This is a genomic window from Bisgaardia hudsonensis, assembly GCF_004345785.1.
GTDB classification, from domain to species: domain Bacteria; phylum Pseudomonadota; class Gammaproteobacteria; order Enterobacterales; family Pasteurellaceae; genus Bisgaardia; species Bisgaardia hudsonensis.
Genome location: NZ_SLXI01000001.1, coordinates 493,276 through 512,264, shown reverse-complemented (window position 1 = coordinate 512,264; position 18,989 = coordinate 493,276). Strand labels below are relative to the sequence as shown.

The following is an 18,989-nucleotide window of genomic DNA, read 5'->3' as shown; positions in this document are numbered from 1 at the left end:
TTTATATCAATTTAATTCGTCATGTATATTCCATTTATAACAAATAAGGAGGTTTATATGACACTCCCAAATGTAGGGTCTAGTTTTGCTAAGGTAGCTAAATCAATTGACAACAAACTCGGTTTTTTGCCTACATTTCCTAGAAAAATTATTTTTTCTACTATATGTATCATAGGAATACCATTTCTTTTTGTTACAGTGTTACTACTAAGGAATTGGCATACTGAGACTAGCACTAATAATAAAAACTACAAAAATAATTTAATTGAAGACAACAAATCATCAGTAATGTTAGATAATTGTGAATGGATTACTGATGATTTCCATGCTGCTGGTCCAGAAGGAGAGGGATATTATAGTAATGGCTTTAGAATGCCTGAAAATACAGATGAAGACTGGCTATAAAATGAGATAGAGATAATCCCCTATCTCATTTTTTGAAGTATTGATTGACTTACATACCTGAGCCAATAGTTTTTGCTGCACTTTTCATTGTATCACCACCCTGTTTACCTGCTGCCCTTGAATCTCTTGAACCATTCGCTAGTTGTTGAGTTATATTACCAATATTCACACCAGCCCATGAAATTGCACCTACCCAAATACTTGGTAATATCAAGAATAATGACCCCATCACAAAATTCACTATGAAATCATCTTCTGTATTTTCTAAGAAAAATGGGTTTAGCCTATTATGAGTTGCTGAATTATATAATACATCAAGTAACCAAGAATCCAGCCAGCGAGCTAACTCCCACCAGAATGTTAAGGTCACTAATGCAAAATTCACAAAGGTTAATGTAATCACTGTTTTCAATGAATAACCACTCATAATAATAATTAGTGGTAATAGAATCACAACAGACATTAATGCAAACGCTTGAACCATTGGTAGAGCCTGTCGCATCGAATCTAATGCTGGGAAAATACCGATACTGCCAACAACTGAGCCAGTAGATGCAACTAAACGAGTAACTGCATTACTCCATGTACCATCTAAATTAGCACCATATCCAGGATATACTTTCCCACCAGAAATGTTTAAGTTTTCAGGTCTTACAAGTGTACGCAATAATGACTCATCAAAACCATCTTTTTTACTAAAAAATTCTTGTACATTGACCGATAAATTTTGTCGCATATCTACAAGTAATCTATATTTTAACCCAACAGTATCTTTAACCCACCATTCATCACACGTCGGAAAACCGCCTTCTCCAGTATTAGGTAATCCGGTGTCTCGTTTAGCATCATAAGCCCACAAATTATTTGGTTGTTGAGCTCGATAACGTGGATAAAGCTCACTATTAGATACTAGAATTTTCCCACCTAACCAACTCACTTCGCGTACTTGTGCAGGACTTAATGAAATTTGGCTAGTTTGCAACTTCTGACGAGAAGGAATATAGCATTGTGTCACAAATTGACGTAACTCTGTAAGCAATGCTGGATCATTGATTTTCTCACGCTGTACTTCAAAACGAATTTGACGTAAATCAGGCTTACACGGAATAGCCGCTGTTAATGCATGCGTTACGCCTTTATTAATTTGATGAAAAAATCCCCACCATAATGGTACTTTGGCTTGTTTTCCGCCCAATTCTGAAGTTAAATCGCCATAACCACTATTTTGGGGTGCTTGTGGTACTCGATAACCACAAACTTTTGATTGCTCCACATTTAATTCGATGTTATTGAGATTAATTGTAATACTCGGTGCCATTACTATCACAATAACAAACATAGCAGGAAAATACTGCAATCCTAACCAACGGATAAGTAATTCACCTTTATTACCTTCATCATCACCCTGTTTCTTAACATCTATCCACGTTTTAAACAAAATTACAATAAGTGGAATTAAAGAGATCCCTGTCTGAATCAATACTGCAAAGATATTATTATTGATAATCCACGCCAATAACGTAAGGAAATATTCTAAATAACTATCAACCGTAAACGTCATGTTATTCTCCCGTTAAATTAGCCTAGAAGATAAAATAAATTCAAGCCTTCAACCAGAATAATGCTAAAGGCAATGAGTAATTTAGCTTTTAATGATAAGTTGAAATGCTTATTGATAACAAACATAAGTACTAATACAACCAGATAAAGCAAAATACGCCATAAAAACCAGCCTAAACGGGTTTCATAAAACCAATCCTGAAAATCTACATTGAATATACCCGTATTGTTCATTACCAAACTACTGATAAATAAAGTAGCAGTTATACTTACAATAGCAATGAATAATATTTTCAATCCGTTTTTTAGCCACATAAGAATATTACTTGATTTAACTGGCTCCATCATCTTTACCCTCTAGATTACACACAGAGTTATCCCCATTAAATGTGGATAACACTGATGGGCTACTCATTTTTAAATGAAGTGTTTCAGCTAAATACATAGCAAACCAATAGGCATCAATATGATCTGCAACATCTATAACGATACGTGCAGGCCACTGATTAGTATCAAATTGTGGGGGGCGAAAACGCCCTGTAATATTAAGTAAAATAGGAAGATTATCATTCTCCCCTTCTAGCTCTAGTCCCCAATAATGACGAACAACACGATGAGGATAGAGTATGATAGATTTACCCACTCCAATTTTAGCTAATATAGCTTGACAAAAATCTTGTAACATACTTGAAACATCTGGAGAAGTTATGCTCAATGTTTCTTTTTGAGGTCCTGCTTCAAATAAATAAACGGGTTGTAGTGTGATAGTCATGATTGAATTCCTCTCGCAGCATCAATTCGCTCAGCAACAACTAAAGCTGCATCCAGTTCACTAAAACTAAATTCCGCCATTAATTGTTTACGTTCTGCTTTTTCCTCTTTTTCAGTCATACCAAGAGCTAAGAACAGGCTAGGCGGAACTACCCGAAATAGTGCTTCCATATTCGTTGATAACACTACGCCTTCTGTATATTTTCGGTCTGCCTTTTTCGCTGATGACAACATAATCTTTTGTGCATCTGTCAATTTACGGAAATTATTGATATCTTCAATTTCCTTTGTTGTAACGTTCAATAATTCCCACCATTCCAACATACTAAGCAACTTACTCGCTTCTCTTGGGAAGTCATCCACATTCTGCGTAGCAAGCCACAGCCAGATCCCTAATTTACGCCACATTTTAGAACCTTTTACAAGGAACTTTGATAATAATGGATTAACCGTAATAATATGAGATTCGTCGGTCACATTTACAATAGGGCGATAACTGTGCTGATATTTTTCCCCTAAACTGTTAATGTGGTTAATCAGTGAAATATATGAAATAGCCAATTCTGCTTCATACCCATCACGTGCAAACATCGCTAAATCCACTAGAGTAATATCTGCCTCAGGCCAAATTTCTCCCTCTCGGTTAAAGAATTGTCCATTTACTCCAGTACAGAACATTTCTAGTGATTCAGCCATCTCAGATAAACGTGCTCGACGCTCTTCACGTACTTCATCAGAACGGCTTAATTCATCAAGTGCATTTTTTACATCTTCCGTTAACGTTTGACGACCTTCATTTCTTGTTTTACGAGCAGCCAAAATAATAGCTTTACGAATTGCAGCACGATCAGCTCGACTCATTTTATCATCTTCTTTGCTTTCACCTCCTGTAATCATCAAACGAGTAGTCAATTCCATTTCTGCGAGTAAATCACGTTGCTCTTCACCTTCATCCTCATCATCTTCCGCCTCATCAGGTATTTCTTCAGGATTTAGCTCCATATCCAATAATTTATGAGCTTCAGAAAAAAGCGGTAAGACAATGCCACTACTTGGTGATAACGTAATGCGGTTTACCGTTAAACCATATCGTTCTGCATAATCTGCAAACAGTCCAAAAGAATTACCTGCTTCAACAATAAAGAGGCGAGGTCGATGTATTGCCATTAATTGTGACATTTGCGCACAAAGTGTTGCAGATTTTCCAGAACCTGTTGGACCTAGCAATAATTTATGTGCATTTTTACTTCTATCCTTACGATTAAGTGGATCAAAATCGAAAGGTGCTCCACCTCTGTTAAAATAAGTAATACCAGGATTCCCAGTTCCCGTATCACGGCCAAAAACAGGTAAAAGATTAGCTAAATGCTGTACAAAATAGTACTTGGTATAATAATGTTTAGCATCTAGTTGAGGGTTGAAGTTCATTGGCAACCAACGCAAATAGCTATTTAATGGTGCAACTTCTGAGTTTTCTCTTACTGGTTCAAGGTTATTACTTAATAAAATCGTGCGTAATTGACGTGAGCGTGTACGTAATTGAGCCTCATTTTCAGCATGCAAATAAAATGCAATGCTGGCTTGATAAAGTTTATGGTTTTCTTTCAAATACTGTTGAACAGTCTGACAATCTTGCTTCAAATATTTTGATTCAAAGTTTTCACCCACTGCACGACTACTGAGCTTCTCCAAATGCGCTTCTAATTTATCTTGTGGGTGTACAACTAAGGTAATAGCCATAATGGTTGATTCAGGTAGTAAATCAAAAAGTGCATTGATATTACGACCACGTGTAATTTCACCAGTCATTAAACCTATATCAGGCTGGCGACGTAGATTATTTACAACAATAACCTCGTGGGGTTGACCATCAAAATACCAATAGTTTCCTTTATTTTCAGGCTGAGAATAAAATAAATTTTCACTAAAATCACTGAATGCGAGAGGTATATCATCATTATCATTAGCAGTCTCTAGATAACGATAACACTCATTATTAGTAAGCCCCTCAAAATTTGCAGAAGGATTGGGATTGAACCAACGCAATAACCATTGATGAATTTTTTTTTCATTTAGTCGTGAAACGTGTAACCCTGCTGTGGTTAATGCACCATTAATACGCTCACAAGCGTTATTAAGCAACTCAATCGCATTTGCTTCCTCATTTTTATCGATATAGCGATAAACAACCATATAAGTTCGACGAATACGACCAGACCACGCGGTATTAGTTACACGATCATCAATAAATAAGCCTTCGGGCTTACCAATATCTTTGAAATGTTTTTCTTGAACACGTAACCATTCTTCTGTAAATGCACTTCCTTTTGCTCCCTCCATGACATAATCACGCAAATTTTCAATATAAGGCTGTAGATCATCATCATCTTGGCAGAAAAATTGCACGACATAAGGATAGGTATCTAATTCATCAAAACTATCTTGTAAAGCATCTTTGACTAAATTACGGATACGGCTCAGATAATGTTCGCTACGCCCTGCTGTTCCCACAGGCTTAATTTCAAATACTGCTCCAAGACTTCTTGCATCATCAAGTAACATTACACCTTCAGTTTCTAAAAATTCAGCCCATGGCAGATGATCAATAAAAGAAGGAACTTGGTTATATAATCTTTTATTGTGCTGACTAATTGAGATCTTACCACTACGCTGAATAGCATGAGGGAGACCTTGTGCTAATTCTGAATGGTATTCCTCTGCACTCAAGATAGGCTCAATATTTTCTTGTTTAGGCACATTTTGAGCCATTGTACTTGGTCTAAATGATGAAAGTACTTCGGTTAAAAAAGACATCGTCATCGTTATAGTCCTCTTGTTCGCTCACCAGGCTGAGCATATTGCACACGACTATAAAAAGGAATAACCGTAGAATAACCAGGTATTGGCATCATTTCAGTAGAAGGAGAAAGATGCGGATAAACATACATCAGTAAATTAGGGTTGGGTAAACGAGGGAACAAGTTATCAATTTCATTTTCTGCCGTTCTCGTATAACTACTCTGTTCTCTATTTGAAATATAGTCTACGGGATCGATTGAACGATTATCTTGCGAACGATATTGATGTAATTGTCCACTGCCTGCATTTTTATCCCAAACGTCACGTATAGAATGCCCGTTTGTTGGTAATAAATCTTCAGAAGATGTTGAACAACCTGCAAGTAAAGCAGTTAAAAATAGAATACCAATATGTACTTTCATGATATTTCTCCTAATCTAGTCGTGGTGTTGATTGTGATACACGATATTTCACTTTACGACCTAATTTGTTGTAATCAATTACTATCTCTTTATTTAAATGAATTGCAACAGGATGTCCAGGTGGCACATAGATTGCATCAAACATTTGACCGTAGCGTTCTCTGAACCAGTCTGCTGCTGTTTTTAAACCACCGCCTAATGCTTGCCCTAAAATATATTTGCTATTATCGCCAGTTACTGCACCGACAACACTGCTACCATCTACAACTGTAGTCGTTTGTGCTTGAGATAGTCCCTGTGCTGCAGCGCTCGCCCCAGCTAATAGGAAATTTGAACCTAAATATTCAGGTGCGTTGGTTTTACGCTCTCCAGGCACACAAGGAACTCCTCTGTCATCTGAAATCCACCCAATACCTTCGTCACTCTGATTACCAGATTGTGATGAGGTAACAATTCGACCGTCAGAAAAAACAAAAGTCATACTTTTTACAGTTCCACGTACACAAGATAATGTCCAATCACCAGAAGCTGTTCCTGATACAATTGCACCTTCAATATCAGGCAATTCAAGACCATTTGCAATGAGATTCTCACGTCCAATAATGACTTTAAATGGATAAGGATCTGTCACATTATTGCCTATTGGCACACGACCAATTAAAGCTGTCATTGAAATAGAACCCAATAAGGTAGAATTTTCGGGCAAGGTATAATATGGAATCTCAGAAGCTTTTTTACGTGATGAGTTACCTCCTATTTCATCCGTATCATCAATGAATGGTAATCCCTTTTTTTGTGAGTTTGATTGCTCATTAGAGTTAAACTGAGAAGGGAAACCAAAACTGTTAGCTCTTACGCCGTTTGCAACAGGTTTTCCATTTGAATCTAATCCAATTTGATCACTTGGTTCTATCCAACGAGTAGCTGGTTCTAATGAAATATCACTACCATTACCAATTGATAAATTATTATTCTCAGCCCCAAAACCTTTTCGCAATCCTTGCGTACCTTCTTGATCATGATTTACTGCATTGCCATTACGTTCAGAATTTTTAACTGATTCTACTAATTCACGTTTTAAGTCAGCAATTTCAGCTAATAATGGTTGGGTTTCATTGCGAATAGCTTCATTAATTTGGTAATTTGTATCCGCCTCTTTGCGCGTTAAGCGCTCGTTTTCTCTCTTATATTTTTCGAGCTCATCTAAAGTCTTATCGAACTTTTTCTGATTTAATTTTGATGTCGCAATAAGCGTTCTTAATGTATCTTGGGGAGTATCACCTTGAATACCCATTGCTCTGATTTCTTCAGGCGTAAGATCATTAATCGAAATATCTAATACATCACGTTTTGGTTGCTCCATTTCTGTACTAGAGGGATAAAATAAAAACCATCCCATTAAACCAACTACAGCAATAACAATGGTAACGATGACATAAAGAGCTTTGTTAGCTTGCATAATTCCTCCTACTTACCTGATTTCTGGGTAACATATTTTTGTGTTGTTACCGTTGTTTTCTTCAATTTTTTAGGAGCTTTGTAGATTTTTGTTTCAGGAATAATAGCATTATTTGCATACCCTTCTGTCACTAAATAGACTGTTGTTGTATCTTCTGTACTTCCATAACTATCCAACCAATTATGTTGAAACGTCGCCGCATAAAAGCGGCCTTGTAACTCTCTTGGATCAAGATTAATACGCGTAGTACCACGATTTTGTAAACGAATAGCAGTCACTACATAACCATCTAATTGCCAACTCATTAATGGCTTTGCTATAATCGGATAGGCTGGAAGTAATGTAGTAATTTTCTCTGGCAAACGATGAGCTACACGTCTCACGCCCTCCAGGACTTCTATAGTACGTAATGGTGCATACAACGATTGTGCAGCATAACGAGTTAATGCCGCTGGAATAGGCAATTGTGGTGTTTTACTTACTACGTCATCATCTACAATATAATCATCCTGATTTAGAGTAGCGGACTGCTTCTCAACAACTGAATCAGATATTATACGAATAGGTTCAGTTGAATTAGTGATTTTCTTATGTGCAACAATATCAAAGAGAAAAATCTCACCTGTTGCGATATCACGAAATTCAAAGCGTGTAGGAGAAAAAGTTTCAAGAGCTTTTAAATAAACGGCACCACCTGTAGATTGGATTCGCACTTTTCCTTCTAGCTCAGCTGGATAACCTACCTTAACATTTTTATCCATAAAAATAATGCGTTCTGCTTTAACTTGTAATGCAACAGAAATAGGTTTTCTCTCCCATTTTTGCAAAATATCAGCAAAAGTCTGCTCTGGAGCCCCTACAACTAAAATAGATAATAAATATAACGATAATCTTTTCATTATTTATTCCCCTCTGAATTATCAACACCTTCTAAACGTTGAGGAATTGAGACATAGCAATTAAATCCTAACCCCCACGGATTTTTCTGTGAGTCAATATCCATTCTCACAATACTAATTGGAAAACGAGTGAAAACACGTTTTACAGGTTCATCTTCAAAGTATTCATCAACGCTTAAATCTAGATTAACACCCCAACTATCTTTGCTGTAAACAGTTACTTTATCTTCACTAAAACCACGACCTACAATTTCATAAACACCACGAGTACGATTACGCAATTCATTATGGCGTAATCGATCTTTATAATCTTGTCGTAAAAATGTTTCACAATTTGGTGTAAGTAGTGGTTTTAATACGGTAATATTCTTTTCATAGTCTTCTTCACCGTTCACATTCCAACGATTAAGCTGCTGGAATACTTGATAAGCAAAAGCATAGACATTTGATGTTGGCACTTCCCACCAAGGACGTTGACTTCCAGCTCGAATATCAGGTGGAATATGAATATTTAAACGGCTTGGGAAAGTATAAATGACAAATGAAAGTGCCAATATTACAATAAAAAATAACACTGCGAAAAATTTTGTAGTTCGTATATTACGATCTTTTTCGTGTAACTGACTTTTTAAATTACTCATTTTTGGTTTCCCTTTTGTCTATGAATGGACCAAGCACCCTCACGTCGAATAAATTTCCCCCCCATTAAAAGCTCATCTAATTTTTGTTCAATCTTCCGATTTAGATAAGCTTCTGGTCTCCCACGTTTTAATGCAGCAACGATTCCTTTTCCAATTAATACTGTAGCAAGACATAACAGCATGGCTAATGCTGGTATCAATAACCACCAATCAGTTAAAATCCATAAAAGGAGTCCAATAAGTAACCCCATCACAAATCCTATTGCAGCAGAAATCCCAAATTCAGAAACAGTCATCCCACCGAATACCGTTGCTTCTCGATTAAGTCGAGAAGGTAAAAAGGAAATTGTTTTTTCGCCTTCAAGCATATTGACTCCTTATATGAATTACATTGATTTTAGAATAGACTTACTGCAAGTTTAACTAGCCATAAGCAGAAGAAGATCACGATAAAACCAATAATAAGAGCGACTATGAAATGTACCCAACCTTTTTTACCATTTTCAGATGTTGCTTCGCTATAGATACTGATTAAGGCTTTTGCAACTACAAGAATCGCAGATGCGGCGATAAAGATTGCAGCTAATGTCACGATTGATTTTCCTACAATTAAAAGAATTTCCGTCGGATCTTTAGTATTAGTATCCACTCCTGGAATCTTAAAATCAGGAATCTTAGATGGATCTGGTGCAGCGAAAACATTTTGAATACAACCCCAGAAAAAAAGCATGAAGGTCAAATATTTAGAAGAACAAAATTGATAGAATAATTTGATTATTTTCATAGCAAAACCTCTTGATTAAACTAATAAGTGAAAAATACAATGATGCATATAAGAAGAGCAGCACCTTTTAAGAGATAAATTAAAAAAGAGAGAACATCATAATTCTGTCTTGCAAAGCCCTTAAAACCACTATTTACTGCCCAAGCATAAGCAAGTAAAAGAACAGCAATAAAGATAACAGATAAAAGAATGCGAAGTTGCGTAGGATCTATGCCACTTGCTGCCGAAAATGCACTAGATGGAGAATAGTTAGAATTTGCCATTACTGTCCCCGTAATTTAGTATAGTCCTCAGTTAACGTGCGTAAGGCTTTTGGATCTCTAGGAATCGCCCGAGCAGGATTGATGTATTGAGAAATCCCATTTTTCACAATCTCCATATCTCGACGAATTGCTGAATAATTGAAGAATTCACGTGTTTTAGGTGTAGTTTTGGCAAGTTGCTCAGCTCTCTTTAAAGATAGCTCAGCCGCTTCCAACTGTTTGATAGCTTGAGCAAGTTGCTCTTTTTCTGTTGATGCATAAGCAGTAATACTGCCCAATGCTAAAACAATCACTACCCATTTCCCAAAGTATTTTTTAGCAAACATAATAGCTCCCTGTGTTTTAATTTAACTCAAGGCTAAGATTGCCAAAATCACAGCAAAAATTTAATGGAAAACTCTATTGAAAATTAAAAGAGATTTTGTGTATTAAACTCTCATGATTAGGAGAATAAATAAGTGTATTCTAATTAGATAAATCGTTATAAATTCACCATACTGGCTTTTCTTTGCATGTTGTAAAAATGAAAAAATACCATTATTTTTGGTTAGGATTACTTATCTATCCACAGCTTGGCTTTACACAAAAAGTTGGGCAAATTTGCCATACACATAATGCACCATACAATTATGCTGGATTATGGAAAATGGATACGTTTGGGAAACCTATCTGCAATTATTGGCAATTCTTAAGTGATAAAGAACGTGAAACTATTGAAAGCCATCTCAATGAATATGGTGAAGTCATATTTGATGAACATAAAGGTTTTAATCATGTTAGAGAAGAGGAAGAACCTGATATAGATGAAGGAACTTTCATCATCATTGAGGAGTAAAAAATAGGCATCTATCAAAATATGCCTATATTCACTAGATTGCCACAAATTAGCATTATAAGAATTTTTTAAATGTTGCCGAAGTAATACAAATCATCAAACCAAATAATAATGCTGATGGTACCAAAATGGTATTAGGATGAATTGAAAATGGTAATGATAAATAAACAACCCACGATGTAATCATTAATGGCATCACATATCGACGAGCATGATGATAAATAAATGCAGATTCTCTACCAGCTCCAAATTTTCGTATATCACGCATCATTAATCCCTCTGTCACACCTGCAACCCCCGCAAAAAGAAACAAAGGACTAGTAAAGGCAATAATAATTAACCGAATAACAAACACAATAGAAACGTAGATAATCGACTCAATATACGCCCTTCCATAATGGTAAATCCATCGTTCAACTGAGGTTGAACCAGGATTTGCTAGCCAATCTTGAATCCCTGTTTTTACAAATATCCAATAATGCATATTTGCAATAATATTTGTGGCTAAATCAGTAGAAGAACGTGTAAAAATACTCTGGGTAAAGTCATTAGATAACCATTGCATTTCAGTAAGCATCATATTTTGACTATGTAAATGCCCCTGTTCTGACCACCAAAAGGCTATGCCAATCCACTCCAGTAAAATGCTTAACAAAAGTGAAAGAACAAGTGTCGCAATAATCATACTGATACGAGAAAATATTCGACTAAATATGCCTTTCTTTCTTGAGCTAGGTGATGATTGCTCACTCATTGTAATAAACCCCATGATTCAAGTTGGCATTGAATCAATACATATCCTTCAATACCTTGTGAAAACATTATATAGAAAGCAAATATTTTTTCTTGCTGTTCCAACTCAGTCTGTTCAACATCTTGAGCTAGCCATAAAGAAATGCCGTCCTTCTTCCACTTTTCACCAAACTGATGAAGTGAAAAACGATTTTTATATAAATCATTAATATAAGACTGGCAATGCATCAATAAATCATCAGACCGAGGCAATGCACAAGAAATAAAAAACAGTCCATCAAATTGAATATATCTATCAGGTAAATCTAATAGATTAATACCATTTTCACTTGGTACATTATTCTTCGTCATCTTGCGCTTCCTCTTCTTCTAAACTGTAATCTGCTGATTTAGGTATAAAGGTTTTATTTTCTATTGCCATGGTTTCAAAGGCTTCAGCAATTTCTTTTGAAGGTGTATATTCGGTAAACGCAGGCTCCCTCCAATTATCAATTACGTGATAATTTATCTTCATTTTCTCAGTTAATTCCTTCAATGAATGGGGTATATCGTCATCCTGATCTACTGCAGGTAGTGGCATTCGGATCTTCCATAATTTACTACCCTCCATCAATGCAAAAGCTTGCCCTTTTGGTAAATTAGTGATGTTTGCAGGTACAAGCATTGGAACTGTTGTTTCAGAGATACGTTGTCCTGTGTTAGAACTAAATGCTTTCTCATCATCAGGGTTACTTGAATCAGTTGTCGCTGATGTAACTGTACTACGTAAAATAGTCACATCATGAAGCTGTTTTGTCAATAATTCAGCTGTCGCAGGCTCTTTTACACGGAACATATACAAAGTATTAAAGTTACCTACTACTTGCCCAGATTTTGCCTTACTACCAGTTCTCGCCTCAATATCTGAAAGCGTTTGTGTATAAGCCGTTACTTGAACACCTGCCCCCCCACCTTTATTAATAAGAGGAATAAATTCGTCTCCCATCAGCTCATTGAATTCATCACAATGAAGATTAATTTTAACTTGTTTCGTTTTTTCACCAAGTTTTTCAGGAAGCCCCTCATTAATACCAAATTTATACAAATGCCCAGCCATAGAAACAAGATCAGCAAACATACTATTTCCTACCGCTGCCGCAACAGTTGCATCAGAAAGTGCATCTAAACCTATGTAAACTATACCACGTTTACGAATGATTGATTCCCAATCAAAAATTGGACGCTCATCTTGGATATTAGCATAATTAGGAGATAATAATTCTGAAATTTTCCCTGTGGTTAATTTTTCCAATAATGGTAAAAGTGATGCTACAATTTTATCAAAATAAGTACGATCATAACGTACCGCACTGGCTAATCCTTGCATAATTGGGTCAAAAACATCATTTTCACTAATATATTTATTAACAATAAAAATTAAAGGACGATCTTTCATCCCAAATGGTAGCATTTTTTCATCAATAACTGCTGCAATTTCAGAGAGTTTTAACCAAATTTGCTTATCTTGCTTATTGAAGAAGGTTTCTGCATAATCTAAGAAAAGCGAGTCAATATTTTGTACATAGCGAGAAATTTGCACATAATCAGGGCGTTGTCCAAGTTCAACTAAGGCTCGTGCAACAATATTCACGAATCGCCATGCAAACTCTTTAAATGCTGCTGAATTACCTGCCCCACTAAGCTGCCCTGAAATACGTCCTGCAACCTCAGAAATTCGATTAAAACGTCCCACTGCATTATAACGGGCAGAAATATCTGGATACCCCAAATGGAATATATAAAACTCATCTTCCCTTCCTGCACGCTTAGCTTCTGCATACATACGTTTAAGCATATCTGCATCACCTTTAGGATCAAAAAAGACAACCACCTCACGGTCTGCTAATATTTTTCCTCGATGAATATCCTGTGTTACCAAGATCTCAGCAAAACGTGTTTTTCCCACACGGGTCGTTCCATATACTGCTGTATGCCCAACACGCGAACTAATAGCTTGAACTACATCCACTTCATTTAGTTCAATACCATGAATTGCAGGAATACCTTCTACAGGAGGAAGTGGCCTAAATGGATTCCAAGGTGAATCCAGTGATGTAAGCCCTGTTAACCAATTTTCATGACGTTTTTCATATTCACGTATTTGTTGAAATAATTTGAATGGTTTACGATATTTAGAACCATTTGATGAAAAACAATCATGTAACCGTTGCGTATGAATAGGCTCCCATTCAAATCCTTTTCCCACAAATAAAAATTTTGAGCTAACAGGGATTTGACGACTTGTCATAGCATAATACGGCAGTCGTTTTAAATTTCGATGATATTTTACTATACGCCAGCCTTGTTTAACTCGATACGCACTTAAAGCCCCAAAAACTGCTGCGATACCATAACCTATACTAGGATGAAGAGCTAATGACCAAGGGGCTGTTGCACTAACTAGTGCACAACATGCATGAACTGTAGCAGGAAAGAATTCCACTGGGGGACGTAATAATGCTTCTAAAGTATGTTTAGTTGACATTATTGAGATACTCCCGTTTCCGTAATCAGTGCAGGATAATGCGATAAAGGAATACGTTCAGCTAAATCATCCCCTGAAACAGGCAATAAAAGTAACTCGGGAGCTAGTGTACGTAAAAATATTAATTCTTCTTTATTATTTACATTGACCACTAAACCTGTCGCATCTAATTGATATAACCTTTGGTAATTTTCAGTGATCCAATGTCGAGATAGACTATCTGTGCCAATAAGAAAAATTGGCTGAATCCCAGCTAAATCAAAGGATTTATTTTTAACCTTACCTGGTGTTAATTTATGTGACACAATTGGAAGCATATCAAATTCAGAAACGAATGAAGGAAGTGCATTAGGATAATAGGGTGCATTTACATCATGTTCAGGTTGTAATGATTCATAAAACCTAACTGCACTTTCCCCACCAAAATCTGCTATGATAATATTCTCCGCCCAGGTACTCAAAGATCCCCCTAAAACAAGAAAGATAAATACCACTTTTTTCATGATTAAGTTCCTTAATTTTTTGGTTCTACCCATACCATGATTCCCGTTGGCTCAATCCATTTTATTTGTGAAGAAATATTGGTAATCATTGCGGTCTCAGGTAATGATTGCAGTTTGGTTTTTGGATTCGTTTGTGTCGTCGTTATAGGTTCAACCCATTTCATTTTCTTGGTTGAAGATGGTAACTTTTGTGCTGTCTGCATGAAATTCGCTTCAAATTTATGTGTGTTATAACGCTCTTTTTGGTAACTTAAAAAATCAGAGACGGTCATCCAACCTTTCATACCATTTAAGCGCATGTTGCGAATATCTTCTTTGGTTGATTTTCCTAATAAAGCGCGGTGTAATCCTTCTAACCCAATATTATGTGCCATATAAAGATTTTCATCTGTTACACGAATACCTAATTCTTTAAAACGCATTATATGCCAACGTGCCAAAGCACCAATAGCTAAAGTATTAATGCGCTTATTACGACGAGGATCAGCTAAAGTACCTTGATTTTCCATTGTAATACGAGTCATACCCAATGCTCTACCTTCTTCCATTCCAGCTAACCAATTCCAAGTACTTACAGTAAATTGACCAACGCCAGTAGCTCCTGTTGGTGATAATTTTTTTAGCCAACCATCTTCCATTTTTACTAGACCACGTAACATGGCTTCGCTAATTTGATAACGCTTAGCTGCGGTTTGGATATAGCTATCTACATCATAACCAAATCCTGTAAATTCCTTAGCCAAAATAGAATTCGAAACCATACCTACTGCTATAAAAAATATGGGAAACTTTGTCATTAATATGTGAGAGCCTGCCATTGTCCGTCTCCTCTCACCTGATAAGCTGCAGGCATTTTACCAAAAGAATATTTAAACCAGTAACCATTATCATGGTTAAGCGTGATCAATTTACGTTGCACTTTGCTGGCATCAATGTGGTTTTCTTTTGCCCATTTTCGAATGGCTTCATCAGAAATATTATCGCCTACAATAAACATATCAATAGGTGTTTGACTATTCACATGGCTGAGAATTTTGCCTAAATCAGCTTTACAAGAATCACAATTATCCAAGCGTGTAAAATAAATAACTCGTCCAACAGATTTAGAAATATGTGGTTCCACTGAAAATGCGGTTTCTTCAGGGTACATTTTTTCATATTCCTGACGATAAATTTTATCGAACTCAATTTCTTTCAATACTCTAGCACGGAAACGTTTCGCAAGCATTCTAGCATATTTGACTTTTTCTTCTTCTGTTTTAGCTTCAATCCCTAATGTCGTTAATGGGTCTAAATTAGGTGACCATATCCCACGCTCACCTTCCATTAATGCAGTATAACGATTCCATTCTTCCGTTGTTAACCCCCATTCTGATGCTTGTTGTACGGATTTTTGTTGGTTTACCGAATTAACATTTAAGCCTTGCTGATTTATTGGTGTTGATACACTTGCGAAAGTAATACTTAAACTACAAAACAAACTAATAAATAATAAAAATACTTTGGAATAGCACATTATTTTTCCTCAATTATTTCGGTTGTTGTGATTGTAGTTACTTCTTCAAGAGGTTTTTTCAGGAAATCTACTGGTGCATTTCTAGTTTTAAAACACACCGTACGAGTTACATCATTTAAGGTCATTTCATAAGCAGGCCCTGCTATCATTTGAAGTGCTTCATAAAGTTTCATTGGACCAAACTGATAGTGTACTTTAGGTAATGGGCGAGAAAATAGAGTACTGACATTGTGATCAACATTCATTCCCATTGGATAACACAAATCAAGTCCTGTATGCTGCAGAGTACTGCGCAAACCTTGCTCAACTGTTTTAGAAAAATTGCGTTTATTTTTAGGAAAAATATTGACTGAAACAACTTGTTCTAATAAGAACTTCTGCCCATCTTCAGGTGCAATACTTACCAATGTATAACGACCGTCACGAATGACTTCAGTATTAGACAGACTGTTATATTGATAAATATCCATCTGTACCACACGAGATTCAGGTGACATCGGTTTTAATTGTGCATTAATAGGACCTTTGCCAAATTCAGGAAGTGGGGTTACTTCTGATTTAGTGGTATTTTGGGCAACGCAACCACTCAATACAAAAGCAAGACATATAGCTATAGATAATTTTTTCATACTAACTCTCCAATCATTTACCATAAATGGGATCCCACTATGTAAAACTTAGCCTTGAATTTGAATAGAAAATTCTTTTACAAATTAAGATAAAATTCATGCAAGAAAAAAGAAAAAAGTATCACTCCATTGCTAGAATGATACTTTTCATAAAGCTAAATTAATATTCATACGCCATCATAATAGTTGTATAGCTACGATTTGCTTCAGTGATAATAAAAATCTTTTCATTATTAATATGATAACTCGAAACAATTCGGTTACCCATTAATAACGACAATTCATTTTGATACCAATCTGTTTCTTCTAAATCTCCCCAATCTTTGTGAATATGTCGTTGAAGAAGTTTTAGTATTTGATCTTCGCCTAACAAAGAAACTACCGTTGATGTTGCAAAGACTTGTCCCAACTCAACAGTTTCAATGATACCGTGAATAGCTTGTACTTGTTGAATATGTGCCAACATATCAGCACTTAGTTTAGTTTCTAACATTAAAATATCTCCTAAAAAATAGAGATACTTTCACCATATAGGGAAGTATCCCTATATGGGAATATTAAGTATAAAAATAATCTTTATGCCCAAAGCAATTTAGCTAATTTTACTTTCTTTTCGAGTTCATTGATTGCTTTTTTTGCATACGTTAACGAATAGCTATGAGCGCGTTTATCAGGATTAGCTTTTAATTCTTGATGTATTTCTTTAGCTTCTGCCAATTTAAATTCAAAGAATTCAAGGCTTTCTGGCATAGATAAATCAATTTTATCTGCCATTGATTCCCAATACGTAATTTTGCTTTTGTAGCTTTCTGACTTATACATTTCCTCAACAGATTTATTAATCCGTTGAGCATTACGTTCAATTAAGGCTCTATGACGTTTTTCACTGTGATGACCAATTTTAATTGGTTCACCTAAACTTAAAAAATCTTTCCCTTCATTAGCCGATTCGAGATATTTTTGGCTACGTTTCACTGCATTATCTGCATAACTTTGATAACGTTCCACTTTTTGCATAGCTCGCACTTGGCTATTCATTCCATCGCAACGAGTAAAGGAATAAAAATAGTAACCATCTTGCTGCCTAACAAGATTATGCACTTTTACTTCTGTTTCATTTCCATATTTACTTGTCAGTGTAATGATTTCACCTTTTTCATGCGGTTCTACACATTTCGCAACAAAAACGGCAGGTGCAAATTTTACATAAGTATTAATAATCATGGTATATCTCCTATAAATAAGGGAAACACCATTCCCAAAGGGAACTTAGTTTCCCTATGGGATTTAATATAATGTAAATTAATGAACTCGATTTTTGTCAATACAATTCCAATAATCATCGACAGAACAAATATCCCAGTCATTGATTACCAAATGTGTATCAATAGAGTTCACATAGAAAAAAATTTTTAGATCTTCTTCTGTTTGTCCTGTTTCCTCAAAAAAATGTGAAAGTACTCGATTTAGCACCAAATTTTGGTAGATATTACCCAAGATGGGCAATTCTTTGCTTTCACGTGCAATTTCCCATACTTCATCATCGTTAACCCAATCGCTGTAATGGTTAAGAATTTCTTCCCAAGCTTTACATTTTGATGAACAGTTGAGTGGAATATCAAAAAAAGACATTGTAAATTCTCCTGTAACTAATTTTATGGAGAAATATTCCGCAATGAGGAAACTTCCCCATCGGGTTTTGGTTAAATGAAAAAGACCAACAAAAAATTGTTGGCCTAAGGTTTATTATTCTTCAGCTTCAGAATCGACTTGTTTATTTTGTTTTAGTTGCTCTTGATATTTTAATTCGCCATCGATCTTAACCATTCTAATACGAATTAATCTACCTTTGAGACTAACGCCTGTCTCACCTTTTTTATGGAATTTACTATCCGTTGAATAAGTAAATGTATCTATCCATAAATCAGCTAACACAAATGAAATAAGCACTTTTTTCTCCGCATTAACTGCCTCTTCACATTTTCTGATAAGTTTTTCGGCATCATGACCGACCACATTAACATCAAAATAGCGATATTCAGGTTTATCACTTGAACCAGTTAAAGCAGCGATTCGACAAGCGAGAAATGGACTACCTTTCTTTGGTTGAATATCACGGATATTGTTTAAGTAACCAATACCGTGAGTATGAAGATTGAAGTAGTTATTCGCTTGTTGGCTAGAAGTTTGATTAGTCATAGTTTGTTTCTCCAAGTATAAAAAAAA

General features: G+C 35.7%; 25 protein-coding genes. 2 read left to right on the top strand and 23 right to left on the bottom strand.

Annotated elements, in window-relative coordinates:
• Positions 1-57: 57 nt before the first annotated feature.
• Positions 58-405, top strand: coding sequence for a hypothetical protein (locus EV697_RS02385; protein ID WP_132022144.1), 348 nt, complete (start codon positions 58-60; stop codon positions 403-405).
• A 49-nt stretch (positions 406-454) separates the two neighbouring features.
• Here the strand turns inward: EV697_RS02385 and EV697_RS02380 are convergent, their stop codons facing one another.
• Genes EV697_RS02380 through EV697_RS02325 form a run of 12 tightly spaced genes read right to left on the bottom strand, consistent with a single transcriptional unit; the run spans position 455 to position 10,329 of the window.
• Positions 455-1,966 carry a conjugal transfer protein TraG N-terminal domain-containing protein gene (locus EV697_RS02380; RefSeq protein WP_132022142.1) on the bottom strand — a complete coding sequence of 504 codons (1,512 nt, stop codon included), beginning with the start codon at positions 1,964-1,966 and terminating at the stop codon, positions 455-457.
• 17 nt (positions 1,967-1,983) lie between these two features.
• Positions 1,984-2,313 carry a hypothetical protein gene (locus tag EV697_RS02375; RefSeq protein ID WP_236824069.1) on the bottom strand — a complete coding sequence of 110 codons (330 nt, stop codon included), beginning with the start codon at positions 2,311-2,313 and terminating at the stop codon, positions 1,984-1,986.
• On the bottom strand, positions 2,297-2,737 hold the full coding sequence (locus tag EV697_RS02370) for a hypothetical protein (RefSeq protein WP_132022140.1): 441 nt from the start codon (positions 2,735-2,737) through the stop codon (positions 2,297-2,299). Before EV697_RS02370 ends, EV697_RS02375 begins: the two co-directional genes overlap by 17 nt.
• Positions 2,734-5,550: a conjugative transfer ATPase gene (locus EV697_RS02365; RefSeq protein ID WP_132022299.1), complete on the bottom strand. Its 2,817-nt coding sequence runs from the start codon at positions 5,548-5,550 to the stop codon at positions 2,734-2,736. Before EV697_RS02365 ends, EV697_RS02370 begins: the two co-directional genes overlap by 4 nt.
• A gap of 8 nt (positions 5,551-5,558) precedes the next feature.
• Positions 5,559-5,957: a TIGR03751 family conjugal transfer lipoprotein gene (locus EV697_RS02360; protein ID WP_132022138.1), complete on the bottom strand. Its 399-nt coding sequence runs from the start codon at positions 5,955-5,957 to the stop codon at positions 5,559-5,561.
• Positions 5,958-5,967: 10 nt separating this feature from the next.
• On the bottom strand, positions 5,968-7,416 hold the full coding sequence (locus EV697_RS02355) for a TIGR03752 family integrating conjugative element protein (RefSeq protein WP_132022136.1): 1,449 nt from the start codon (positions 7,414-7,416) through the stop codon (positions 5,968-5,970).
• Between the two features lie 8 nt (positions 7,417-7,424).
• On the bottom strand, positions 7,425-8,315 hold the full coding sequence (locus EV697_RS02350; RefSeq protein WP_132022134.1) for a TIGR03749 family integrating conjugative element protein: 891 nt from the start codon (positions 8,313-8,315) through the stop codon (positions 7,425-7,427).
• Positions 8,315-8,956, bottom strand: coding sequence for a PFL_4703 family integrating conjugative element protein (locus tag EV697_RS02345; protein WP_132022132.1), 642 nt, complete (start codon positions 8,954-8,956; stop codon positions 8,315-8,317). Before EV697_RS02345 ends, EV697_RS02350 begins: the two co-directional genes overlap by 1 nt.
• Positions 8,953-9,324, bottom strand: coding sequence for a TIGR03750 family conjugal transfer protein (locus tag EV697_RS02340; RefSeq protein WP_132022130.1), 372 nt, complete (start codon positions 9,322-9,324; stop codon positions 8,953-8,955). The genes EV697_RS02345 and EV697_RS02340 overlap by 4 nt, the downstream gene beginning before the upstream one ends.
• 29 nt (positions 9,325-9,353) lie before the next feature.
• Positions 9,354-9,740, bottom strand: a complete 387-nt coding sequence (locus tag EV697_RS02335; RefSeq protein WP_132022128.1) for a DUF2976 domain-containing protein — start codon at positions 9,738-9,740, stop codon at positions 9,354-9,356.
• A gap of 20 nt (positions 9,741-9,760) precedes the next feature.
• Entirely contained in the window at positions 9,761-10,003 is a 243-nt protein-coding gene (locus tag EV697_RS02330; protein ID WP_132022126.1) for a TIGR03758 family integrating conjugative element protein, read from the bottom strand.
• On the bottom strand, positions 10,003-10,329 hold the full coding sequence (locus tag EV697_RS02325; protein ID WP_132022124.1) for an integrative conjugative element protein, RAQPRD family: 327 nt from the start codon (positions 10,327-10,329) through the stop codon (positions 10,003-10,005). Before EV697_RS02325 ends, EV697_RS02330 begins: the two co-directional genes overlap by 1 nt.
• 197 nt (positions 10,330-10,526) lie before the next feature.
• Between EV697_RS02325 and EV697_RS02320 the strand changes: the two genes are divergently transcribed.
• Positions 10,527-10,838 (top strand): hypothetical protein, encoded by a 312-nt coding sequence (locus EV697_RS02320; protein ID WP_132022122.1) that lies wholly within the window; start codon positions 10,527-10,529, stop codon positions 10,836-10,838.
• 55 nt (positions 10,839-10,893) lie between these two features.
• Here EV697_RS02320 and EV697_RS02315 read toward each other — a convergent pair whose 3' ends face one another.
• The 11 genes from EV697_RS02315 to EV697_RS02265 form a co-directional block, all read right to left on the bottom strand.
• The gene (locus tag EV697_RS02315; RefSeq protein ID WP_132022120.1) at positions 10,894-11,592 is read right to left on the bottom strand and encodes a TIGR03747 family integrating conjugative element membrane protein; all 699 of its coding nucleotides are present in this window, start codon (positions 11,590-11,592) and stop codon (positions 10,894-10,896) included.
• Positions 11,589-11,942, bottom strand: coding sequence for a hemophilus-specific protein (locus EV697_RS02310; protein ID WP_132022118.1), 354 nt, complete (start codon positions 11,940-11,942; stop codon positions 11,589-11,591). Before EV697_RS02310 ends, EV697_RS02315 begins: the two co-directional genes overlap by 4 nt.
• Positions 11,929-14,115, bottom strand: coding sequence for a type IV conjugative transfer system coupling protein TraD (gene traD / locus EV697_RS02305; RefSeq protein WP_132022116.1), 2,187 nt, complete (start codon positions 14,113-14,115; stop codon positions 11,929-11,931). The genes EV697_RS02310 and traD overlap by 14 nt, the downstream gene beginning before the upstream one ends.
• Positions 14,115-14,618 (bottom strand): integrating conjugative element protein, encoded by a 504-nt coding sequence (locus tag EV697_RS02300; protein WP_132022114.1) that lies wholly within the window; start codon positions 14,616-14,618, stop codon positions 14,115-14,117. Before EV697_RS02300 ends, traD begins: the two co-directional genes overlap by 1 nt.
• A gap of 11 nt (positions 14,619-14,629) precedes the next feature.
• A complete protein-coding gene (locus EV697_RS02295) occupies positions 14,630-15,436 on the bottom strand; it encodes a lysozyme family protein (RefSeq protein WP_132022112.1) in 807 nt (268 codons plus the stop codon).
• Positions 15,415-16,134 carry a TIGR03759 family integrating conjugative element protein gene (locus EV697_RS02290; protein ID WP_132022110.1) on the bottom strand — a complete coding sequence of 240 codons (720 nt, stop codon included), beginning with the start codon at positions 16,132-16,134 and terminating at the stop codon, positions 15,415-15,417. Before EV697_RS02290 ends, EV697_RS02295 begins: the two co-directional genes overlap by 22 nt.
• On the bottom strand, positions 16,134-16,763 hold the full coding sequence (gene pilL2, locus EV697_RS02285; protein ID WP_132022108.1) for a PFGI-1 class ICE element type IV pilus protein PilL2: 630 nt from the start codon (positions 16,761-16,763) through the stop codon (positions 16,134-16,136). The genes EV697_RS02290 and pilL2 overlap by 1 nt, the downstream gene beginning before the upstream one ends.
• A gap of 160 nt (positions 16,764-16,923) precedes the next feature.
• Positions 16,924-17,256 (bottom strand): type I restriction endonuclease subunit M, encoded by a 333-nt coding sequence (locus EV697_RS02280; protein WP_132022106.1) that lies wholly within the window; start codon positions 17,254-17,256, stop codon positions 16,924-16,926.
• A gap of 83 nt (positions 17,257-17,339) precedes the next feature.
• Positions 17,340-17,987 carry a DUF3560 domain-containing protein gene (locus tag EV697_RS02275; RefSeq protein WP_132022104.1) on the bottom strand — a complete coding sequence of 216 codons (648 nt, stop codon included), beginning with the start codon at positions 17,985-17,987 and terminating at the stop codon, positions 17,340-17,342.
• Positions 17,988-18,065: 78 nt separating this feature from the next.
• Positions 18,066-18,395: a hypothetical protein gene (locus EV697_RS02270; protein ID WP_132022102.1), complete on the bottom strand. Its 330-nt coding sequence runs from the start codon at positions 18,393-18,395 to the stop codon at positions 18,066-18,068.
• Positions 18,396-18,509: 114 nt separating this feature from the next.
• Positions 18,510-18,962: an STY4534 family ICE replication protein gene (locus EV697_RS02265; RefSeq protein WP_132022100.1), complete on the bottom strand. Its 453-nt coding sequence runs from the start codon at positions 18,960-18,962 to the stop codon at positions 18,510-18,512.
• Positions 18,963-18,989: the final 27 nt, after the last annotated feature.